Genomic DNA, 20,944 nt, shown 5'->3' with positions numbered 1-20,944 from the left:
ACCGGTTCCTCGGTCCGTCCTCCTGTGCGGGGAGGACGGAGGCTCACGCGTTCACATGTCGTGCGCGGGGGCGCCGCGCACGTCCCGCTGTTCGAGGATTCCTCCTCGATTCTGGACTAGACCACTTGCGCCTGTCCATGCGCGGGAAGCTGCTCGTCGTTCTTTCGCGCCGATCGGACGGACCGGTACGGGCGGAACCCGGCCGACCGGTCGGACGCCGGCCGGTCACCACGGAGCAGCCTAGCCCGCCCGGGCCGGCCACGGGGCCGGTTGGCGGCGGCAATTTCCGCGAGCGCCCCCCGGACCCGACGGCTCCCGCCGACGCGCGCCGGCCGCACGGGGCCTTGATCGACATGTGAGCGCGGGGGTGCTCAGGTCCTCGTCCCGCGTGCCGGACACCCGCACGACAGGGGCCCGGAGGCCGCGCTCCGCAAGGGCCGTTCTGCTAGATTGGTCTAAACCACATGGCCCCTCGTTTCCGGGTCCAGTCCTCTCCTCGGTTCTCCTCAGATCGGCAGGCCCAGCGTGGAAGTTGTCATCGTTCCGGATGCCGCAGCGGGCGGCGAGCTCATCGCCGAGGCCATGGCGCGGCTGCTGCGGCGCAAGCCCGACGCGTTGCTCGGCGTGGCCACGGGTTCCACCCCGCTCCCCGTCTACGAGGCGCTGGCGGCCAAGGTGCGCTCCGGTGCCGCCGACACCTCGCGGGCGCGGATCGCCCAGCTGGACGAGTACGTCGGACTGCCCGCCGACCACCCCGAGTCCTACCGCTCCGTCCTGCGGCGCGAGGTCCTGGAGCCGCTCGGCATCGGGATGGAGGCGTTCCTGGGACCCGACGGCACGGCCGAGGACGTCCAGGCGGCCTGCGAGGCCTACGACCGGACGCTCGCCGAGGCCGGCGGCGTCGACCTCCAGCTGCTGGGCATCGGGACGGACGGGCACATCGGGTTCAACGAGCCGTGCTCCTCCCTGGCGTCGCGGACGCGGATCAAGACGCTGACCGAGCAGACCCGGGTGGACAACGCGCGGTTCTTCGACGGCGACGTCGACCAGGTGCCGCACCACGTGATCACCCAGGGCATCGGCACCATCCTGGAGGCCCGGCACCTGGTGCTGCTGGCCACGGGAGAGGGCAAGGCGGACGCGGTCGCCGCGACCGTCGAGGGACCGGTCGCGGCCGTCTGCCCGGCCTCGGCGCTGCAGCTGCACCCGCACGCCACGGTCGTCGTGGACGAGGCCGCCGCCGGCAAGCTGAAGCTCGCCGACTACTTCCGCCACACCTACGCCGACAAGCCGGAGTGGCAGGGCATCTGACCGGGGACGCCGACACCGCGCGCGGGCGCCGGTCCCCTTCCCGGGAGCCGGCGCCTTCGCCGCCCCGGGCGCCCGCGCCGGACTCCGCCGCCGCACGGCCCCGAAGACCGGCGCACTGCCGCGAACGTTGGACTAGACCAACCAGGGTCACGACGGTATACAGAGGAGATCACGGAGCGTGCGGGTGAGCACCCGCCACAAGAAGCCGTGCCACGATGTGAGCCGTGGCCGATGGGGATGTCGGTCGCTTCGGCACCGGAGCCGGGAAGGCGGAGCATGAGCACCGACGTCAGCAGTGCGGAGAACGAGGGTGGGGCGACCGTCCGTACCGCGCGCGTGCCCAAGTACTACCGTCTGAAGAAGCACCTGCTGGACATGACCCGGACGCAGGCGCCCGGGACGCCGGTGCCGCCGGAGCGCACGCTGGCGGCCGAGTTCGACACCTCGCGCACCACCGTGCGCCAGGCGCTGCAGGAGCTGGTGGTCGAGGGCCGGCTGGAGCGCATCCAGGGCAAGGGCACCTTCGTCGCCAAGCCCAAGGTCTCCCAGGCGCTGCAACTGACCTCCTACACCGAGGACATGCGCGCCCAGGGGCTGGAGCCGACCTCGCAGCTGCTGGACATCGGCTACATCACCGCCGACGACCGGCTCGCCGAGCTGCTCGACATCACGGCCGGCGGGCGCGTGCTGCGCATCGAGCGGCTGCGCATGGCCAACGGGGAGCCGATGGCCATCGAGACCACCCATCTGTCGGCCAAGCGCTTCCCGGCGCTGCGCCGCAGCCTGGTCAAGTACACCTCCCTCTACACCGCCCTCGCCGAGGTCTACGACGTCCACCTGGCCGAGGCCGAGGAGACCATCGAGACCTCGCTGGCCACCCCGCGCGAGGCCGGCCTGCTCGGCACCGACGTGGGTCTGCCGATGCTGCTCCTGTCCCGCCACTCGCTGGACCGCACGGGCGAACCCGTGGAGTGGGTGCGCTCGGTGTACCGCGGCGACCGCTACAAGTTCGTGGCGCGGCTGAAGCGGCCGGTGGACTGAGTCCGGCCCGCCCCCCGGACCGCGGCCGGCGGCGGCCCCACCGCAGGACGTCAACCGGTATGCGGACAAGGGGTTCCGTTCCCTGGGCGCCGTGACCTAGATTGCCTGCGCATTGCACCGGTCAGTGGTCAGTGAGGGGACGGAGCCGCACATGTCAGATGCCTCAGGAGTCGGCAGAGGGACGGTGACGCCCGTGCGGGTCGTCATCGGCCTCTGCCTCGTCGCCCCGTTCGTGGCGATGCTCTGGGTCGGTTCGTACGCCAAGACCGATCCCACGTTCGTCGGTGTCCCGTTCTTCTACTGGTACCAGATGCTGTGGGTGATCCTCTCCACGATCCTCACGGTGCTCGCCTACCGGCTCTGGCAGCACGACCAGCGCGCCCGCTCGGCCCGGAAGGACGGTGCGGCGGAATGAAGGACGGCGTCAACGGCGTCGCGCTCGGCGTCTTCATCTTCTTCTTCGTCCTCGTCACCGCCATGGGCTTCCTGGCCGCCCGCTGGCGCCGCGCCGAGAACGAGCACAGCCTCGACGAATGGGGCCTGGGCGGCCGGTCGTTCGGCACCTGGATCACCTGGTTCCTGCTCGGCGGCGACCTGTACACGGCGTACACCTTCGTGGCCGTGCCGGCGGCGATCTACGCGACCGGCGCGGCCGGCTTCTTCGCGGTGCCGTACACGATCCTGGTCTACCCTCTGATCTTCACGTTCCTGCCGCGCCTGTGGTCGGTGTCGCACCGGCACGGGTACGTGACGACCTCCGACTTCGTGCGCGGACGGTTCGGCTCCAAGGGCCTGTCGCTGGCGGTGGCGATCACCGGCATCCTCGCCACCATGCCGTACATCGCGCTGCAGCTCGTCGGCATCCAGGCGGTGCTGGACGTGATGGGCGTCGGCGGCGGCGAGAACACCAACGCGTTCGTCAAGGACCTGCCGCTGCTGATCGCGTTCGGCGTGCTGGCGGCCTACACGTACTCCTCGGGCCTGCGCGCGCCGGCGCTGATCGCGTTCGTGAAGGACGCGCTCATCTACATCGTCATCGCGGTCGCGATCATCTACATCCCGATCAAGCTGGGCGGGTTCGACGACATCTTCGCGAAGGCCGCCGACGCCTTCAGCCAGACCAACCCCGCCACCGGGAAGCCGCGCGGCGCCGTCGTACCGGGAGAGGCGAGCCAGTGGACGTACGCCACGCTGGCCCTGGGCTCCGCGCTCGCGCTGTTCATGTACCCGCACTCGATCACCGCGACGCTCTCCTCGAAGAGCCGTGAGGTGATCCGCCGCAACACCACGATCCTGCCGCTGTACTCGCTGATGCTGGGCCTGCTCGCGCTGCTGGGCTTCATGGCGATCGCGGCGGGCGTCAAGGTCCAGAACGGCCAGCTGGCCATTCCGCAGCTGTTCGAGGACATGTTCCCGGACTGGTTCACGGGCATCGCCTTCGCGGCCATCGGCATCGGCGCGCTGGTGCCGGCGGCCATCATGTCGATCGCGGCGGCGAACCTTTTCACCCGCAACATCTACAAGGACTTCATCAAGCCGGACGCGACGGCCAAGGAGGAGACCCGGGTCTCCAAGATCGTCTCGCTGCTGGTGAAGGTCGGCGCGCTGGTCTTCGTCCTGACCATGGACAAGACGGTCGCCATCAACTTCCAGCTGCTGGGCGGGATCTGGATCCTGCAGACCTTCCCGGCCCTGGTGGGCGGCCTGTTCACCCGCTGGTTCCACCGCTGGGCGCTGCTGGCCGGCTGGGCGGTCGGCATGGTCTACGGCACCCTCGCGGCCTACGGTGTCGCCTCGCCCACGCAGAAGCACTTCGGCGGCTCGGCCAAGGAGATCCCGGGCATCGGCGAGATCGGCTACATCGGCATGACGGCGTTCGTGCTCAACGTGGTCGTCGCGGTGGTCCTGACCTTCGTCCTCAGGGCGCTGAAGGCGCCCGAGGGCGTCGACGAGACCAGCCCCGAGGACTACACGAAGGACGCGGGCGACGCCGGGGTCGCGGTGGAGCTGCCGCCGGCCACGGCCGGCAGCGCCCACTGATCCCGGCGGACAGCCGACGGGCCGCCGGAGGGCTCTCCGGCGGCCCGTCGCCGTACCGGGGCGGCCCGGAGTCCGGCGGCGCGCCGCCGCCCCCGCACAGCGGGGTCCAGGCCCGTCCCAGGGGCGGGCCGGCGGGCTTCGGGGAGGCCCGCGGGCGCCTCTCCCCGCTCACCCTCGCGTTGCCCCTCTGACACGCTGCGCAGTCACCACGACACAACATATGGGGGTGGCTTCACCACCCGGCACAAGATGTATGCTCGTCCTCGCTGTCGCCGCAGGGGAATCCGGTGCGAATCCGGAACTGTCCCGCAACGGTGTACACGTACACATGTGCCCTGATCGCCGTGTACGTGCGTCAGTCCGAGGACCTGCCGACAGCGCACCCGGCCGTCCGGTCCGGGTGCCGACGTCCGGGCCTCGTGGAATGGGCCGGTGGACGCGACGCCGCGTGCGCTCGTGTGCTGCCGCATGCCCTCGACGAGGCCTCGTGCCGAGCGAGGGAGAGCCCCAAGTGACCATCGCGCCTGCGGATCCGGCTTCAGTCGAGGACCGCTTGGAGACCGACGGTCCCGGTGCCGCGCTGCTGCGGACCCTGACCGAGCTGACCACCGACCTCCCCGACGCCGACCCCGGCCGGGTCGCCGCCGCCGCGCTGCGCGGCCGCTCCGCGCACGCCGACGAGGCCGAGTTGCGCGAGCTGGCCACCGAGGCGTCCGCCGGGCTCATCTCCGAGGACCCCGCCTACTCCCGGCTGGCGGCCAGGCTGCTGACCCTCACCATCCGCGCCGAGGCCGGCTCGCAGGGCGTCACCCGCTTCACCGAGTCCGTCGCCGTGGGCCACCGCGAGGGGCTGATCGCCGACCGGACCGCGGACTTCGTGCGTCGGCACGCCGAGCGTCTCGACGCGCTGGCCGACCCGGCCGCCGACGACCGCTTCGGCTACTTCGGCCTGCGCACCCTGCACAGCCGCTACCTCCTGCGGCACCCGATCACCCGCAAGGTGATCGAGACGCCCCAGCACTTCATGCTGCGGGTGGCGAGCGGCCTCGCCGAGGACGACACCGCCCGCTCCGTGGACGAGGTCGCGGCGCTCTACGGGCTCATGAGCCGCCTCGACTACCTGCCCTCCTCCCCCACGCTCTTCAACTCCGGCACCCGGCACCCCCAGATGTCCTCCTGCTACCTGCTCGACTCCCCGCAGGACGAGCTGGACAGCATCTACGACCGCTACCACCAGGTGGCCCGCCTGTCCAAGCACGCCGGCGGCATCGGCATCGCCTACTCCCGCGTGCGCTCGCGCGGTTCGCTGATCCGCGGCACCAACGGCCACTCCAACGGCATCGTGCCGTTCCTGAAGACCCTGGACGCCTCGGTGGCCGCGGTGAACCAGGGCGGCCGGCGCAAGGGCGCCGCGGCGGTCTACCTGGAGACCTGGCACTCGGACATCGAGGAGTTCCTGGAGCTGCGGGACAACACCGGCGAGGACGCCCGCCGCACCCACAACCTCAACCTGGCGCACTGGGTCCCGGACGAGTTCATGCGCCGGGTGAACGCGGACGCGCCGTGGTCGCTGTTCTCCCCCGCGGACGTGCCCGAGCTGGTGGACCTGTGGGGCGCGGAGTTCGACGCCGCCTACCGCGCCGCCGAGGCGAGGGGCCTGGCCCGCAAGACCATGCCGGCCCGCGAGCTGTACGGCCGCATGATGCGCACCCTCGCGCAGACCGGCAACGGCTGGATGACCTTCAAGGACGCCGCCAACCGCACCGCCAACCAGACGGCCGAGCCGGGCCACGTCATTCACTCCTCGAACCTGTGCACGGAGATCCTGGAGGTCACCGACGACGGCGAGACCGCGGTGTGCAACCTGGGATCGGTCAACCTCGGCGCGTTCGTGACCGGCGGGGAGATCGACTGGGACCGGCTGGACGAGACCGTCCGCACCGCCGTGACCTTCCTGGACCGCGTGGTCGACATCAACTTCTACCCGACCGGGCAGGCGGGCCGCTCCAACGCCCGCTGGCGGCCGGTGGGCCTCGGCGCGATGGGTCTGCAGGACGTCTTCTTCAAGCTGCGCGTGCCCTTCGACTCCGCCGAGGCGAAGGCCCTGTCCACCCGTATCGCGGAGCGGATCATGCTCGCCGCCTACGAGGCGTCCACCGACCTCGCCGAGCGGCACGGGCCGCTGCCGGCCTGGGAGAAGACCCGCACCGCCCGGGGCGTGCTGCACCCCGACCACTACGACGTCTCCCTCACCTGGCCCGAGCGGTGGGCGGCGCTGCGTGAGCGGATCGCGTCCGTCGGCATGCGCAACTCGCTGCTGCTGGCGATCGCGCCGACCGCCACCATCGCCTCGATCGCCGGCGTCTACGAGTGCATCGAGCCGCAGGTCTCCAACCTGTTCAAGCGCGAGACGCTCTCCGGCGAGTTCCTCCAGGTCAACTCCTACCTGGTCGACGACCTGAAGGAGCTGGGCGTGTGGGACGCCCGCACCCGCGAGGCGCTGCGCGAGTCCAACGGCTCGGTGCAGGACTTCGCCTGGATCCCGGCCGACGTACGGGCGCTGTACCGCACGGCGTGGGAGATCCCGCAGCGCGGCCTGATCGACATGGCCGCCGCCCGCACCCCGTTCCTCGACCAGGCGCAGTCGCTGAACCTGTTCCTGGAGACGCCGACCATCGGCAAGCTCTCCTCGATGTACGCGTACGCCTGGAAGCAGGGCCTGAAGACGACGTACTACCTGCGCTCGCGCCCGGCGACCCGGATCGCGCGCGCCGCCCAGGGGCGCACGCGCGACCGGGCCCCGATCCCCGTCCAGCAGCCGGCCGACCCCGACGCCGTCGCCTGCTCCCTCGAAAATCCCGAGTCCTGCGAGGCATGCCAGTGATGACCCCCACCGACCGCACCACCCAGAACCTGCTCGACCCGGGCTTCGAACTGACCCTGCGCCCCATGCGCTACCCCGACTTCTACGAGCGCTACCGGGACGCCATCAAGAACACCTGGCACGTGGAGGAGGTCGACCTCCACTCGGACGTCGCCGACCTCGCCAGGCTGAGCCCGGGCGAGCAGCACCTCATCGGCCGGCTGGTGGCCTTCTTCGCCACCGGCGACTCGATCGTCGCCAACAACCTGGTGCTCACCCTCTACAAGCACATCAACTCCCCGGAGGCGCGCCTGTACCTGTCGCGCCAGCTGTTCGAGGAGGCCGTCCACGTCCAGTTCTATCTGACGCTGCTGGACACCTACCTGCCCGACCCGGACGACCGGGCGGCGGCCTTCGCGGCGGTGGAGAACATCCCCTCCATCCGCGAGAAGGCGGAGTTCTGCTTCAAGTGGATGGACTCGGTCGAGAAGCTGGACCGGCTGGAGACCAAGGCGGAGCGCCGGCGCTTCCTGCTGAACCTGATCTGCTTCGCCGCCTGCATCGAGGGCCTGTTCTTCTACGGCGCCTTCGCCTACGTCTACTGGTTCCGCAGCCGGGGCCTGCTGCACGGTCTGGCGACCGGCACCAACTGGGTCTTCCGCGACGAGACGATGCACATGTCGTTCGCCTTCGACGTGGTGGACACCGTCCGCAAGGAGGAGCCGGAACTCTTCGACGACCAGCTGGAGCAGCAGGTCACCGACATGCTGCGGGAGGCCGTCGAGGCCGAGCTGCAGTTCGCGCGCGACCTGTGCGGTGACGGCCTCCCGGGCATGAACACCGACTCGATGCGGCAGTACCTGGAGTGCGTCGCCGACCAGCGTCTGACCCGGCTCGGCTTCGCTCCGGTGTACGGCTCGGAGAACCCCTTCTCCTTCATGGAGCTCCAGGGGGTTCAGGAGCTGACCAACTTCTTCGAGCGGCGTCCGTCGGCGTACCAGGTGGCGGTGGAGGGCACCGTCGACCTGGACGAGGACTTCTGAGGCTCCTGCCGCTCCAGGGCCTCACGGGACTCCTGGTCCGCGTGCTCCCGCCGCGCCTGCCGGATCTGGCGGTCGATGCGCTTGTCGCGCACGACGCCGAGGGCGGAGGGGAGCGCCATCAGGACCAGGAGTCCGAAGGTCGCGAGCATTCCGATCAGGGCTTCGATCTGGTCTGTGTTCATGCGTTCCACTCTCGCGCCGGATCCGCCCGGCCGTGAGTGGCAGGACTGCCGCACATCTTCAATTTCCTGCCACTCGTGAGGCACACTGGCGGCATGCTGGAGAACGTGGCCGCCGTCCTGCTCGACGGTGTGCATCCCTTCGAACTCGGTGTCGTCTGCGAGGTCTTCGGCATCGACCGCAGCGACGACGGACTACCCGCCTACGACTTCGCCGTGGTCTCCGCCGAGGGCCCGGCGCTCGGCACCCATGTGGGCGGGCTGAGCGTCACCACGCCGTACGGGCTCGACCGGCTGGAGGAGGCGGACCTGATCGCCGTGCCGGCCGGGAACGACTTCGCGACCCGGATCTACCCGCCCGCTCTGCTGGACGCCCTCAGGCGGGCCGTGGACCGGGGCACTCGGGTGCTGAGCGTGTGCTCCGGGGTGTTCGTGCTGGGCGCGGCGGGTCTGCTGGAGGGGCGGCGCTGCGCGGTGCACTGGCACCACGCGGCCGAGCTGCGCCGGCAGTACCCGCGCGCGGTCGTCGAGCCGGACGTCCTCTATGTGGACGAGGACCCGGTGATCACCTCGGCCGGCACGGCCGCCGGCATCGACGCCTGTCTGCACATCGTGCGCAAGGAACAGGGGCCGGAGGTCGCCAACAAGATCGCCCGGCGGATGGTGGTGCCGCCGCACCGGGACGGCGGGCAGGCGCAGTACATCGAGCGACCGCTGCCGAAGTCGCCGTGCGACACCGTCGGCGAGGTGCTGGTCTGGATGGAGCGGCACCTCGACCAGGAGGTCACCGTCGAGCAGCTCGCCGCCCGCGCGCTCATGTCGCCGCGCACCTTCGCCCGCCGCTTCCAGCAGGAGACGGGCACGACCCCCTACCGGTGGATCCTGCGCCAGCGGGTGCTGCTGGCCCAGCGGTTGCTGGAGGTGACGGACGAGACGCTGGACGCGATCGCGGACCGGACCGGGTTCGGCACGGCCGCCGCGCTGCGGCACCAGTTCGTCCGGGCGCTGGGCACCACGCCGAACGCCTACCGGCGCACGTTCAGGGGCCCGCAGGCCGCCTGAACGCGTGCCTCTTCGTGGCCGGTTCCGCCGTGGCGGGACCGGCCCGGCAGGTCAGCGGGGCGGGCCGGCCGACGGAGCACGGCGGCTCAGCGGGGCAGGGCCCGCAGCAGCAGGCGGCGCGGACGCAACGTGATGCCGATGCGCGGCCTCGGGTCGGACCCGGGGGCCTGCTCGAAGCGGTAGGCGGAGGCGACGGCCGCGGTCAGCAGCGTGAGTTCGGCCATCGAGAAGTGGTCGCCCGGGCACTTGCGGTTGCCCACGCTGAACGGGCTCATCGCGTACTTCGGGACCTCCTTGGACCGCCCCGGCAGCCAGCGTCCGGGGTCGAACTCCTCGTGCCGCTCGAACGAGCGCCGGTCGCGCTGGACGGCGTAGGGGCTGTAGACGACGTCCGCTCCGGCCGGAATACGGTATCCGCCGAGCTCCGTGTCGGCCACCGTCCGGCGCGTCAGAATCCACACGGCTGGATACAGGCGCAATGTCTCGACGACGACATTGGCGGTGTACGTCAGTTTTCGGACGTCCTCGAATGCCAGCGGCCGACCTTCCGCCACCGTTTTCACCTCCTCCTGGATCTTGCTTCCGAGATCCGGGTACTCCGTGAGAGCGAGGAGGAGCGACATGATCGTGGAACCGACGGTCTCGCTTCCTGCGGTGAGGATGGCAATGACCTGATCGTGGATCTCCTGTTCCCCGATGGGATCACCATTCTCGTCCGTGGCGTCCAGCAAAGCGGTAAGCAAATCGTCCGGTTTTTGACCGCTTGCCCTGCGGTCGGCGACGATCTCGTCGACGAGGAGGTGGAAATCGGCCAATGCGCGGTTGAATTCGCGGTTCGACCGCAGCGGCAGCCGGTAAAGCGGTCCGAGCGGGACGACCATGCGCCGGTACATGCCGCTGAACAGCGTGGCCAGCGCGGCGCAGATGCGCTCGGCGCGGGCGTCCATGTAGCTGCCGCGCATCAGACAGCGGGCGGCGACGCGGACGGCGACGCGGAAGGACTCCGAGGTGATGTCGAGCACCTGGCCGGGGCGCCAGCGCTCCACCAGCGCGTGGGCCTCCTCGGACATGATCGGCCCGTACTCGGGGATCACGTCGAGCCGGAAGGCGGGCTGGATGGTGCGCCGCTGACGCCGGTGCAGCGGTCCGTTGGCGGTGGCCACGCCCTCCTTGCCGAGCAGGCTCCCCAGAGACTCCCACAGGGGGCCGGCGACGATGTAGTCGGGGCTGAGCGCGAGCGCCCCGGTGAGGGCGGGCGCGGTGACGGCGTAGAGCGTCTTCGGGCCGAGCCGGAGGCGGACGACGTCGCCGTGGTCGCGCAGTCCGGTCAGCAGGGCCAGCGGGTCGCGGGCCAGTTCGAGGCCGTGGCCGAGGAACGGGGCGGCGCCCGGCGCCACCGGCGGCTCACGCAGCTCCGGGGCCGCCTGCGAGCGGTCCTCGGGCCTCACCGACTCGACGGTCATTTCTCACCTGCCGTTTCGTTGCTGACGTACGGGGGTGTGGACCGGTCGTCCCAGCTGTCGACCATGTAGCGGCCTGACTCGTGGTGGAACCAGTAGACGGAACTGAACCAGTTCCGCATGTTTCCGACGCAGGACAGGACGGCGGCGCTCAGTTCCTTTCCGCGCATCGTCCCGTCCGCCAGGCCATCGGCGAAACGTAATGCCTCCTGCTCCGCGACCAGGAATTCGGAAATGCATTCCTCGACGCGCCGGCGGAGTTCCGCGATCGCCTCCTCCAGACTCATGCCCTCGTGTTTGACGAGACTTATCCCGAGGTTGTGGACCTCGTCACCCGCGATTTCCTTGGGCAGCGAGCAGAGGTCGTTGTACCAGGCGGCGAATTCCTGGCTGAGCAGTGCCGGGCGCCGGTAGGCGGGGTTCTTCCGGACGGTGTCGGGGAGTTCGCGCCCCGCGCTGGGCTCCAGCAGATCGGTCCAGATCCAGTGCGCGAAGGTGAGGCGGCGCAGCGCGAGGTAGTCCCCGACGGTGGGCACGACGCCCTCGACACGGTTGTGGAACTCGCGGTCGTACGCCTCGATCACCGCGTGGAAGTGCCGGGCGAAGCGGGCGTTCCACGTCGCCGGCAGGAACCCGTACAGCCGCAGCACGCTGTCCGCGAAGGCCGCGACCAGGGTGTCCGGGTGGTGCAGGTGGCTCTGGGGGGAGTCGAGGGCCGCGTGCAGCGCGCGGCGCAGGCGCCGCCAGGCGACGGGCCGGCCGTGGACGATGTCGCGGTCGTGCCGGTCGTCCCAGACGAAGAACCACGCACTGTAGTCGGCTATCGCCTGGAGCACCTCGTCGGGGGCGCCGAGGTAGTACCCCGCCATGAGGTCGGTGTAGCGCAGGCCGTCGGCGTGTTCCTGCACCTTGTCCGCCGGCATGAGCCGTTTTTCCAGCAGCCAGCTACGGGTCTTCTCCTGGAGTCGGGGCCAATAGGCGTGCAGTCGCCTGGGAAACGCCGCCTCGATCACCGGGAGTGTCAGTGACGGTGGCACCGCCACCACCGTGGATGTCGATGTTGTGCTGTATGGGAAAGCCGGCACGAACAACCCCTCTCAGCCGCCGGTGGCGCCCGCCCCTGCCGCTGTGCCCGGCGCACGCCGTCGTGTATCCCCGCTCTCCCATTCAGCACCACAACTGACCGTTCTGGGAACGGATTTGCTCCACCCATCGCCTTGGATGCCGAGAATATCCCCTTGTGTGCCTGGTTTGATTCGACGAATGCGCACAAAGGATCGAATGTGTACGGCACACAAGTACGGCGCCTGACCGTTCGGCCGGTCAGGCGCCGTTCACAGGGGGACACTCCCGCCCCGACTGCCGTGGCGGGCTCAGTCGTTGGCGACCACGGGGTAGCGCGGTTCGTTCTCGGCCATCTGCCGCAGCGCGTCCTTGCGTTCGCGCTTGGAGAGCCGGTCGATGTAGAGCCGGCCGTACAGGTGGTCGGTCTCGTGCTGCAAACAGCGTGCGAAGTAGCCGGTGCCGCGCACCTTGATCGCGTTGCCCCGCTCGTCCTGGCCGGTGACCTCGGCGTAGTCGGGGCGGGCGAGCGGCGCGTAGGCCGTCGGCACCGACAGGCAGCCCTCGTTGCTGTCGTCCAGGCGACGCCGGTCCGCGGGCAGCTCGACCACCTCGGGGTTGCAGACCACACCGACGTGCCGGACGCCCTCGTCGTCCATGCAGTCGTAGACGAAGACCTTCAGATCGACACCGATCTGGTTGGCGGCCAGGCCCACGCCCTCGGCGGTGCGCTGGCTGGCGAACATGTCCGCGACCAGCTGCTGGAGCTCGTCGCCGAACTCGGTGACGTCCTCGCACTCCTTGTGCAGCACAGGGTTGCCGACGACGGTGATGGGCCGCGAGGTGCCGCGCCCGCGCCAGGCCGCCTCGCGCTCCTCGCAGTCCTCCGTGTCGACGACGTAACCCTCGTCGTCGACGGGGAGCACGCCCGCGTGCTGCTGATCGGTGTCCTGCTGCGCCATGACCGACGTACGCCTGCCTTCCTGGAACGAGTGATGCTGGATAAGAGTACGGCGAATGTTCAGCAGACCTCTTCCAGGTCCCGCCAGTCCCGCGAGTCCGGGCTGTCCGCCACCCAGCCGTCCAGCAACCCCCTCACCAGGGAGGCCGGCGCGGCCACCCCGCACTCCCGCTCGGGCACCCACAGCTGCCCGTCGGTGCGGTGGCCCAGCGGTCCGGGGTGCCCGGGCTCGCTGTGGTCATGGGGGTCCAGGTGCACGCCGTCGCCCTCGTCGGACGGCATCCGCGACTCCGAACAGGTCCGGCACAGCAGCCGTACGGAGGACGACCAGTCCTCGGCGGCGAAGCCCGCGTCGGCGGCGAGCTGCTCCAGGGCGTCCCGGTCGGCCTCGGTGGCCGCCTCCAGGAGGACCACCCAGGTGGGCACGGGCGAGGGCGCCCACAGCTCGATCTCGTCGAAGACCGGGTAGCTGTGCCCGGCGGCCGTGGTCCGCTCGCCGTGCGGCACGCCGTCGTGCAGCACGACCTCGCCCCAGCGCCGCCCGGAGGACGGCAGCGGAATGGACAGCACCTCCATGCGGGCCGGGTCGAGCCGCCGGCCCCAGACCACCTCGGCCTCGCCCTCCGGCGACAGCCGGACCGCCGCGCTGCCCAGCTCCATGCCCAGCGGTTCCCCGGCCGCGGCCGCGCCCCCGGGCACCTTCAGACCGTAGGCCTGCCAGGCCCGGCGGGCCAGCGGCCAGTCCTGCAGGGCGGTGGCGGCGATGCCGACGTTCCACCAGTCGGGCGCGCCGGTCTCCTTCTCCAGCAGGGCCACGGCCCTCAGACCCGCCGCCCTGGCCTGCTCCCAGTCGTGCCGGAACTTGTGCAGCAGGGCGAGGTTGAACCAGGACTCCGAGAGCCACGGTTCCAGGTCGGCGGCGCGCGTCAGCAGCGCTCCCGCGTCCTCGTACCGGCCGTCGCCGATCAGGGTGAACGCGCGGTCGGTGGCCTGCCGCCAGGAGGCGGAGGGCCGGTGCCGTCCCTTGCCGAAGATCCTCACGATTCCTGCCTGCCAGTTCCGTCGATTGGGCTGGCTCTGCCCCCGGACACCCTTTCCTTGGCATCCAACCACGTACGCCTTGAGAGGCGCTCATTACCCATGGGTTACCCCGTGACGGGCGACGGAAGACTCTCGCGTGACAGCACCCGGGCCAGGGCCTCGACCACTTCCGGCGCGTAGTCGCCCGCCGTGGCCAGCCGCAGCTCCTCCAGTGCCCTGAGCGGTCCGCCGGAGCCGGCGTCGCGCGCCTTCTCGTCGTAGGCGTTCACGGCCCGCACGATCCGGGCGGGCAGCGGCTGCTCCGGGCAGGGGTCGGCCTGCCGCTCCACCACGGCCGCGACCTCCCGGCCCACCCCGCTCTGGCGGACCACGGCCCCGCCGAGCAGCGCGATGCGCCGCTGCTCCTCGGCGGGCAGGCCGGCGGTGGCGCCCGCGGGCACCGGGTCGACCAGGCTGAGCTGCCCGATGTCGTGCATGAGCGCCGCGTGCTCCAGGACGGTGAGCTCGGGCTCCGAGAGCCCCAGGTCACGGCCCACGGCCCGGCTGAGCGCGGCGACCCGCCGGGCATGTCCGGCCGGGGTGTACCCGGCGACCTCGGTGGCCCGGGCCAGCGAGGCGATGGTCTGGCGGTAGGTGGTCCGCACGGCCGCGTACCGGCGCAGGGACAGCTGCGTGAGCAGCAGCGGCAGCGAGAACACCGGCAGCGCCCACAGTCCCACGACGGCGACCGCGAGGGCCATCACCGCGCCCGTCGCGCACACCGCCGCCCCGATGCCCATGAGGCCGCGCAGCTCCTCCCGCAGCAGCGGGCCGAACGGCCACCGGCTGCGGCAGTGGACCGGCGCGGCGGCGAGCACGGCGCCGCACAGCGCGGTGAGCACCAGCAGCGCGAGCAGCAGCAGGGCGTACGCCGGCCCGCCCCAGCCGCGGAACGCCCCCCTGCCGTAGAGCGGTTGGAAGCAGACGGCGGCGAAGGAGACGGTGAGGACCCGCCGCGCCAGGTGGTCCAGGGTGGGGCTGTGGCCGCGCGCGATGTGCGGCACGCTGCCGAGCAGGGCGGCGGCGAGCACCACGGCGACGACCTGGCAGACGCCGTGGTGGCCGGCCCGGCCGGCGTTCTCCCCGAGCAGCGCGTACGACAGCGCTCCGGCGGCCCCGAGCGGCGCGGCCTCGCGGACCTGGGCCCCGGACCAGCGGGTGAGTTCCCCGACGAGCACGAGCGTCCCGAAGGCGAGCGCGGTCCCGGGGTCCGCCAACCCCGTCCACAAGGTGACCGCCAGGCAGAACGCGGCCACGAGGAGGGCGCAGCCCCGGATCAAGGCCACCGGTCGGCCCCACGTCACCGGCGCGCTCCCCTGCGGCCCGCGCCGGGCGGGGCGGGGCCGGCGGCTCGGGGGCGGGGGTGGTCCGGCGCGGAGTCCGAGGCGCCGGGACGGTCCGGGCCAGGCGCCGGGGCCGGCTCCGCGGTGCGGGAGCCGTGCTCGTCGGCGGTGTGCGGCGGGGCGCCCTGCGCGGCGGCGGGCGCGGCAGGCGGGGCGGCAGGCGGAGCGGTTCGGGCGTGGGGGCCGGGGCGCGGCGGGCCGGCGGAGCGGGCCGTGGGGACGGGGGCGGGCGGAGCGAGGTCCGCGGTGACCACCGGGTGCCAGCCGTGGTGGTCGACGGCACGGGTCAGCGCCATGACCATCCGCGGGTCGAACTGCGCGCCCGCGCAGCGCTCCAGTTCCGCGAGCGCCGCGCCGACGGGGCGGGCCCGCCGGTAGGACCGGGTGGACGTCATCGCGTCGAAGGCGTCCGCGACGGCCACCACCCGCGCGCACTCGGGGATCTGGGCGCCCTTCAGGCCGTAGGGGTAGCCACTGCCGTCCAGTCGTTCGTGGTGGTGCAGGATCGCGGAGCGGGCCTCGCCGAGGAAGGAGATCCCGCGCACCATCTCGTGCCCGTACTCCGGGTGCAGTTCGATCACCCGCCGCTCGTCGGGCGTCAGCGGCCCGTCCTTGCGCAGCAGCCGGGTGGGGACGCCCAGCTTTCCGACGTCGTGCAGGATCCCGGCGAACCGGAGCACCTCGACCCGCCCGTCGTCCATGCCCAGCTCGCGCGCGATCAGCACGGAGGCCTGTCCGACCCGCTCGCTGTGTCCGCGCGTGTAGCCGTCCTTGATGTCGACCGCCTGCACCAGCGCCCTGATCGTCGCCTGGTGGGCGGCCCGCTCCCGGTGGTACTGCGCGTACGCCCACCAGGTCACGCACATCGGCAGCAGGACGAGCAGGGCGGCGACCGGGCCGTACCGGCTGCGCCAGAGCACGGCCATCATCAGCCCGGCGAGGCCGTGCACCGCGACCGGCGCCAGCGACCGGGCGAACAGTCCCAGCCAGACCCGCCGTGCCTCGATCCGCTCGGCCAGCGCGAGGATCCCGCCGTCCAGCACGGTCAGCACCAGGCAGAACGCCGTGACGGCGAGGGCGGCGGGCAGCAGGGCGTAGGGGAAGTCGGAGCCGACGACCGCGTCGCGCCCGCCCAGCTCCCAGTGCACGCGGGCGGCGGCCCACACGGCCAGCACGAGCTGGGCCGCCCGCCAGGTCCGGCGCAGTGCCTCGGGCCGTTGCCCGGTCCGCGCGAGCAGGGCCCCCGGCAGCGGGACGAACGCGGCGGCGGGCGGCGGCAGCAGGAAGGCGGCGGCCAGCAGCACGGGGTAGAAGGGACCGGTGAAGCGTCGCGGGGCGAGCTGCTTGCAGGCGGCGTACACCGCTGCCAGCAGGACGACCACCCACCAGGGGGCGTGCGTCGCGGGCAGCGGCAGCAGACAGACCAGCGCGCCGAGGGCGACACAGACGACGTAGGCGCGGGCCCGTGGTGGAACGGCCTCCATGACGCCCCTCCCCGGTCACGCCTGTCCACGGCCAGTGGGTCCGAGCCTAGGACGGGCAGGGGGGAGTCCGCGGGCCGATAACCCGCGGATTAGCACGTTCGAGTGACGGGTGTTCATTCGGTGGACGGCCGGTCGGGACTCCGGGAGAGTGTCCGGCGCCGTCGGACCGCGGAGCCTTCGGGAGCGCCCGGGGTCAGCTCTCCTGGGCGGCGCCCGGCGGGGGCAGCAGATCACGCCCGGAGCCGCCCTGGTCGCCGGAGCGGATCAGCTCGATCCGCCCCATGACCTTGGCGCGCAGGTCGGCGGGGACGTCGTCATGCCCGCAGCACCGCTTGACCAGCTTCTTCACGGCCTGCTCCAGGCCGTACTTCTCCAGGCACGGCGAGCACTCCTCGAAGTGGTGCTCGAACTTGGTGCGATCGACGTCCGGCATCTCACTGTCGAGGAACTCGTACAGGTGATCGAGTACCTCACTGCAGTCCGTCTCGTGCGGCTCTCCGCAGCTCATGAGCCCGAGCCTTTCGCTTCGTTCGACTTGCCGGCGCCGGCCGGGACGAGTCCGCGATCGCGGGCGTAGTCCTCGAGCATGCCGCGCAGTTGACGGCGGCCCCGGTGCAGCCGGGACATCACCGTGCCGATGGGTGTCCCCATGATGTCCGCGATCTCCTTGTACGCAAAGCCCTCTACGTCCGCGAGATAGACGGCGATGCGGAATTCCTCGGGGATCGCCTGGAGCGCTTCCTTGACGTCCGAGTCGGGCAGGTGGTCGAGCGCCTGCGACTCGGCGGAGCGCAGCCCCGTCGACATGTGCGACTCGGCCCGGGCGAGCTGCCAGTCCTCGATCTCCTCCGCCGCGCTGCGCTGGGGCTCGCGCTGCTTCTTGCGGTAGGAGTTGATGAAGGTGTTGGTGAGGATGCGGTACAGCCAGGCCTTGAGGTTGGTGCCCTCGCGGAACTGGTGGAAGGACGCGTACGCCTTGGCGTAGGTCTCCTGCACCAGGTCCTCGGCGTCGGCGGGGTTGCGCGTCATGCGCAGCGCGGCCGAGTACATCTGGTCGAGGAATTCGAGCGCGTCCCGCTCGAAGCGCGCGCTGCGCTCGGCGGTCGACTCCCCGGACGCGGTCGCGCCCGTGCCCTGGCCCTCGGGCAGCTCCGCCTGGCCGTCGTCGGTCCCTGCGTCGGTACCGGGAACCGGACCCACCTCCTCAAACGATGTCGTGGGACCGTGAGCGATCCCACTCGTTTCGGAGGATAGACGACGACCCGTGCCCCCCGCCGCTCGAATAGGTGCGGCCTTGGCCGCGTGCAGCACCGTCCACTCCAGGTCGGCGCGGCTGCCGCGGCCGGAATCGGACGTTGCCGGGAGCGGCCCGTCCACCGGACGGTGGGCGACGGGCGGGCAGACGGTGCAACCCATGCGGCGGACTCCCTCTCCTACGACTTCGGTGCCGGCTACCAGCACTTCCGTCCGGCTCAACAGCGTTGGGGGGCCCGGCATTCCCGGCCGTCAGCCGAGTGACCCGAGCGACACGATCCACCGGGTGACGGCGTCCGTGAGCAGCCGCATGGCCTGGTCCTGGCCGATTCCCGCCCGCTTGGGCACGGCGAAGCCGTGATCGCCGCCGGGGACCTCGAAGAGCTCGTGGGCGCCCTCCGGGAACTCCGCCGGCTTCCCGAACGGGTCGTTGCCGCCCTGGACGACGAGCGTGGGCACGCCGGCGCCGAGCAGCTCGGCGGCGCGGGACTTCTCCGGCCGGCCCGGCGGGTGCAGCGGGAAGGAGAGGGCGAGCACGGCGCACGCTCCCAGCCCGGCCGCCGTACGGCAGGCGACCCGCGCGCCGGCGCTGCGACCGCCCGCGATCACCGGCAGTCCCGGCCCGGCGAGGGCGGGCCACACGCCGCGCCAGCCGGTGTCCAGCGTCTTCGGCGCGGGCGCCACCTTCTTGCCGGCCACCCGCCAGGGCTGCTCGACGAGCGCGACGGTGACGCCGTGCCCGGGCAGCGCGCCGGCCAGCGCCCGGAGGTCCCGCGCCTCGATGCCGCCGCCCGCGCCGTGGCTCAGCGCGAGGACGAGCCGCGCCTTCCGCGCCCGGCGCCAGGTGACGCGGGCCGCGCCCGCCTCCGTCCCGACGGTGTCGACGCTCACGTCCACGTCGGATGCCGCCTCGGGCGCCTCGGCCGTCGCTTCGGGGTTCACGTCGGCCTCGGGGTTCACGTCGGCCTCGGGGTTCACATCAGAAGCGGGGTTCACATCAGAAGAGTGTGCCCTCTTCGGGGGCGGGCAGCTCCTTCAGCAGCTCCGGTCCGTTGTTGCGGACGTTGCTGACGGCGGTGGAGACCGGGTAGGCGCGCATCAGGCCGGCCGGCGGCGGCTCCAGGAGCGCGCGCAGATCCTCCGGGTCGGTGCGGGCCGGGTCCAGCCAGGCGTCCCACCGGTCGGGGGTGAGCATCAGCGGCATCCGGGGGTGGATGTCGGCCAGCGCCCGGGGGCCCTCGGCCGGGGCCACCGCGAGCGGCGTGCGCTCCGCCTCCGTGGTGATCACCGAGCAGGTCGCCCACCAGGCCCGCGGATGGTCGTCGGGCAGCGTGCGGTCCCGCCAGAACTCGTAGAGCCCCGCCATCGCGAACACCGATCCGTCCGCCGGGGTCACGAAGTACGGCTGCTTGCGCGGGCGCTTGCGCCTCCCCTCGACCTCCCGTTCGCGCTCCTGCTCGCCGGTGACCCACTCGTAGTAGCCGTCGGCGGGCACGATGCACCGCCGGGCGGCGAAAGCGCGCCGGTACGACGGCTTCTCGTGCACGGTCTCGGCGCGCGCGTTGATCATCCGGGCGGCGCCCTCGGGGGACTTCGCCCACGACGGCACCAGCCCCCACCTCAGCGTGCGCAGCTGGCGAACCGGCCGCTTGTCGTCGGCGTCCTTCAGAGGGCGGTCCAGGACGACGTGGACCTCCTTGGTCGGGGCGACGTTGTAGTCGGGAGCGAGGGTCTCCTCCGGCTCCCTCCCCCAAGTTCTCGACTCCGCTCGAACAGGGGGGACCCCCACCTCGATCCCGAAAACGTCCACGAGGTCCTCGGGTCCGCGACTCGATGCATACCGTCCGCACATACGTGCAACACTGCCAGACCCCGCCCCGCTCAAGGAGCCGCTTCGCACCATGGACCGCCTCGCCGCGACCGCGCTGCCCGACCTCTGGGACCGGCTCCTGGGCACCCAGCCCTCCCCCGACCGGTGGGTGGTGATCGGCACCGCGCTCGCCGCGCTCGCCGTCGTCGTCCCGCCCGCGCTGTGGCGGGTGGCGCGCAACGCCGTCACGATCGCGCACGAGGGCGGCCACGGCCTGGTGGCGCTGCTCACCGGCCGCACGCTGACCGGCATACGCCTGCACTCCGACACCAGCGGCCTCACCGTGAGCCGGGGCAAGCCGTACGGCCTCGGCATGATCCTCACGGCGGCCGCCGGCTACACCGCTCCCCCGCTGCTGGGTCTCGGCGGCGCGGCCCTGCTCGCCGACGGGCGCATCACGCTGCTGCTGTGGGTGGCCACGGCGCTGCTGCTGGCGATGCTGGTGATGATCCGCAACGCCTACGGGGTGCTGACCGTGGTCCTCACCGGCGGCGCGTTCCTGCTGGTGTCGTGGCTGGCCGGACCCCAGGTGCAGGCCGCGTTCGCGTACGCCGTGGTGTGGTTCCTGCTGCTCGGCGGGGTGCGGCCGGCCTTCGAGCTCCAGATCAGGCGGTCCCGCGAGGGCGCCGGGGACTCGGACGCGGACCAGCTGGCGCGGCTGACGCACGCGCCGGCGGCCCTGTGGCTGTTCCTGTTCCACGCCGTGTCGCTGTGCGCGCTGATGGGCGGGGGGCGCTGGCTGCTCGGTCTGTGAGCAGGCCCGGGGCGCGCGTGCCGGTCGACGCGTGGTCTGGGATGTGTGTACCCGTGAGCGCGCGCCCTTCCGTACGTGGCCATGGGCGCGAGCCTGTGAGCACGTGCCCGTGAGCGCGTGCCCGTGAGCGCGTGCCC

19 protein-coding genes and 1 riboswitch are annotated in these 20,944 nt (G+C 71.8%); of the genes, 8 read left to right on the top strand and 11 right to left on the bottom strand.

Annotated features, from left to right (window positions below):
• Positions 1-525 precede the first annotated feature (525 nt).
• From nagB to ACH5A8_RS27580, 6 genes are all read left to right on the top strand, one after another.
• Positions 526-1,311 (top strand): glucosamine-6-phosphate deaminase, encoded by a 786-nt coding sequence (gene nagB, locus ACH5A8_RS27605; RefSeq protein ID WP_399006352.1) that lies wholly within the window; start codon positions 526-528, stop codon positions 1,309-1,311.
• A 276-nt stretch (positions 1,312-1,587) separates the two neighbouring features.
• Entirely contained in the window at positions 1,588-2,352 is a 765-nt protein-coding gene (locus tag ACH5A8_RS27600; RefSeq protein WP_399006350.1) for a GntR family transcriptional regulator, read from the top strand.
• A 151-nt stretch (positions 2,353-2,503) separates the two neighbouring features.
• Entirely contained in the window at positions 2,504-2,767 is a 264-nt protein-coding gene (locus tag ACH5A8_RS27595) for a DUF3311 domain-containing protein (RefSeq protein WP_399006348.1), read from the top strand.
• Positions 2,764-4,392, top strand: a complete 1,629-nt coding sequence (mctP, locus tag ACH5A8_RS27590; protein ID WP_399006346.1) for a monocarboxylate uptake permease MctP — start codon at positions 2,764-2,766, stop codon at positions 4,390-4,392. The genes ACH5A8_RS27595 and mctP overlap by 4 nt, the downstream gene beginning before the upstream one ends.
• Before the next feature lie 236 nt (positions 4,393-4,628).
• A riboswitch (cobalamin riboswitch) is annotated at positions 4,629-4,783 on the top strand.
• Between the two features lie 120 nt (positions 4,784-4,903).
• Positions 4,904-7,276 carry a ribonucleoside-diphosphate reductase subunit alpha gene (locus tag ACH5A8_RS27585; protein WP_399006344.1) on the top strand — a complete coding sequence of 791 codons (2,373 nt, stop codon included), beginning with the start codon at positions 4,904-4,906 and terminating at the stop codon, positions 7,274-7,276.
• Complete coding sequence (locus tag ACH5A8_RS27580; protein WP_399006591.1) at positions 7,276-8,298, top strand: ribonucleotide-diphosphate reductase subunit beta; 1,023 nt, start codon at positions 7,276-7,278, stop codon at positions 8,296-8,298. Before ACH5A8_RS27585 ends, ACH5A8_RS27580 begins: the two co-directional genes overlap by 1 nt.
• Here the strand turns inward: ACH5A8_RS27580 and ACH5A8_RS27575 are convergent.
• Complete coding sequence (locus tag ACH5A8_RS27575; protein WP_399006343.1) at positions 8,211-8,480, bottom strand: hypothetical protein; 270 nt, start codon at positions 8,478-8,480, stop codon at positions 8,211-8,213. The genes ACH5A8_RS27580 and ACH5A8_RS27575 overlap by 88 nt on opposite strands.
• Positions 8,481-8,573: 93 nt before the next feature.
• On the opposite strand from ACH5A8_RS27575, the gene ACH5A8_RS27570 reads away from it, so the two are divergent.
• Complete coding sequence (locus ACH5A8_RS27570) at positions 8,574-9,539, top strand: GlxA family transcriptional regulator (protein ID WP_399006341.1); 966 nt, start codon at positions 8,574-8,576, stop codon at positions 9,537-9,539.
• A gap of 86 nt (positions 9,540-9,625) precedes the next feature.
• Here the strand turns inward: ACH5A8_RS27570 and ACH5A8_RS27565 are convergent, their stop codons facing one another.
• The 10 genes from ACH5A8_RS27565 to ACH5A8_RS27520 all read right to left on the bottom strand — a co-directional run bounded on the left by ACH5A8_RS27565 (position 9,626) and on the right by ACH5A8_RS27520 (position 20,035).
• Positions 9,626-11,002, bottom strand: coding sequence for a cytochrome P450 (locus ACH5A8_RS27565; protein ID WP_399006339.1), 1,377 nt, complete (start codon positions 11,000-11,002; stop codon positions 9,626-9,628).
• Complete coding sequence (cyc1, locus tag ACH5A8_RS27560) at positions 10,999-12,084, bottom strand: epi-isozizaene synthase (RefSeq protein WP_399006337.1); 1,086 nt, start codon at positions 12,082-12,084, stop codon at positions 10,999-11,001. Before cyc1 ends, ACH5A8_RS27565 begins: the two co-directional genes overlap by 4 nt.
• 288 nt (positions 12,085-12,372) lie before the next feature.
• Positions 12,373-13,023 carry a peptide deformylase gene (gene def / locus ACH5A8_RS27555; RefSeq protein ID WP_399006336.1) on the bottom strand — a complete coding sequence of 217 codons (651 nt, stop codon included), beginning with the start codon at positions 13,021-13,023 and terminating at the stop codon, positions 12,373-12,375.
• Positions 13,024-13,082: 59 nt separating this feature from the next.
• The gene (locus tag ACH5A8_RS27550) at positions 13,083-14,063 is read right to left on the bottom strand and encodes a tetratricopeptide repeat protein (protein ID WP_399006334.1); all 981 of its coding nucleotides are present in this window, start codon (positions 14,061-14,063) and stop codon (positions 13,083-13,085) included.
• A gap of 104 nt (positions 14,064-14,167) precedes the next feature.
• The gene (locus tag ACH5A8_RS27545) at positions 14,168-15,388 is read right to left on the bottom strand and encodes an HD-GYP domain-containing protein (protein WP_399006332.1); all 1,221 of its coding nucleotides are present in this window, start codon (positions 15,386-15,388) and stop codon (positions 14,168-14,170) included.
• Positions 15,389-15,402: 14 nt separating this feature from the next.
• On the bottom strand, positions 15,403-16,929 hold the full coding sequence (locus tag ACH5A8_RS27540; protein ID WP_399006330.1) for an HD-GYP domain-containing protein: 1,527 nt from the start codon (positions 16,927-16,929) through the stop codon (positions 15,403-15,405).
• 193 nt (positions 16,930-17,122) lie between these two features.
• Complete coding sequence (gene rsrA, locus ACH5A8_RS27535; RefSeq protein WP_399006328.1) at positions 17,123-17,437, bottom strand: mycothiol system anti-sigma-R factor; 315 nt, start codon at positions 17,435-17,437, stop codon at positions 17,123-17,125.
• Positions 17,434-18,129 carry an RNA polymerase sigma factor SigR gene (gene sigR / locus ACH5A8_RS27530; protein WP_399006326.1) on the bottom strand — a complete coding sequence of 232 codons (696 nt, stop codon included), beginning with the start codon at positions 18,127-18,129 and terminating at the stop codon, positions 17,434-17,436. Before sigR ends, rsrA begins: the two co-directional genes overlap by 4 nt.
• 306 nt (positions 18,130-18,435) lie before the next feature.
• The gene (locus tag ACH5A8_RS27525) at positions 18,436-19,080 is read right to left on the bottom strand and encodes an alpha/beta family hydrolase (protein WP_399006589.1); all 645 of its coding nucleotides are present in this window, start codon (positions 19,078-19,080) and stop codon (positions 18,436-18,438) included.
• Between the two features lie 100 nt (positions 19,081-19,180).
• Positions 19,181-20,035 (bottom strand): SOS response-associated peptidase, encoded by an 855-nt coding sequence (locus ACH5A8_RS27520; RefSeq protein ID WP_399006324.1) that lies wholly within the window; start codon positions 20,033-20,035, stop codon positions 19,181-19,183.
• A 49-nt stretch (positions 20,036-20,084) separates the two neighbouring features.
• Here ACH5A8_RS27520 and ACH5A8_RS27515 point away from each other — a divergent pair, with 49 nt between their 5' ends.
• The gene (locus tag ACH5A8_RS27515) at positions 20,085-20,807 is read left to right on the top strand and encodes a M50 family metallopeptidase (RefSeq protein WP_399006321.1); all 723 of its coding nucleotides are present in this window, start codon (positions 20,085-20,087) and stop codon (positions 20,805-20,807) included.
• Positions 20,808-20,944: the final 137 nt, after the last annotated feature.

This window comes from Streptomyces sp. NPDC018610 (genome assembly GCF_044391765.1).
In the GTDB taxonomy this organism is placed as follows: Bacteria; Actinomycetota; Actinomycetes; order Streptomycetales; family Streptomycetaceae; genus Streptomyces.
The sequence above is the reverse complement of the archived record's forward strand: the minus strand, read 5'-3'. Positions and strand labels throughout refer to the sequence as shown.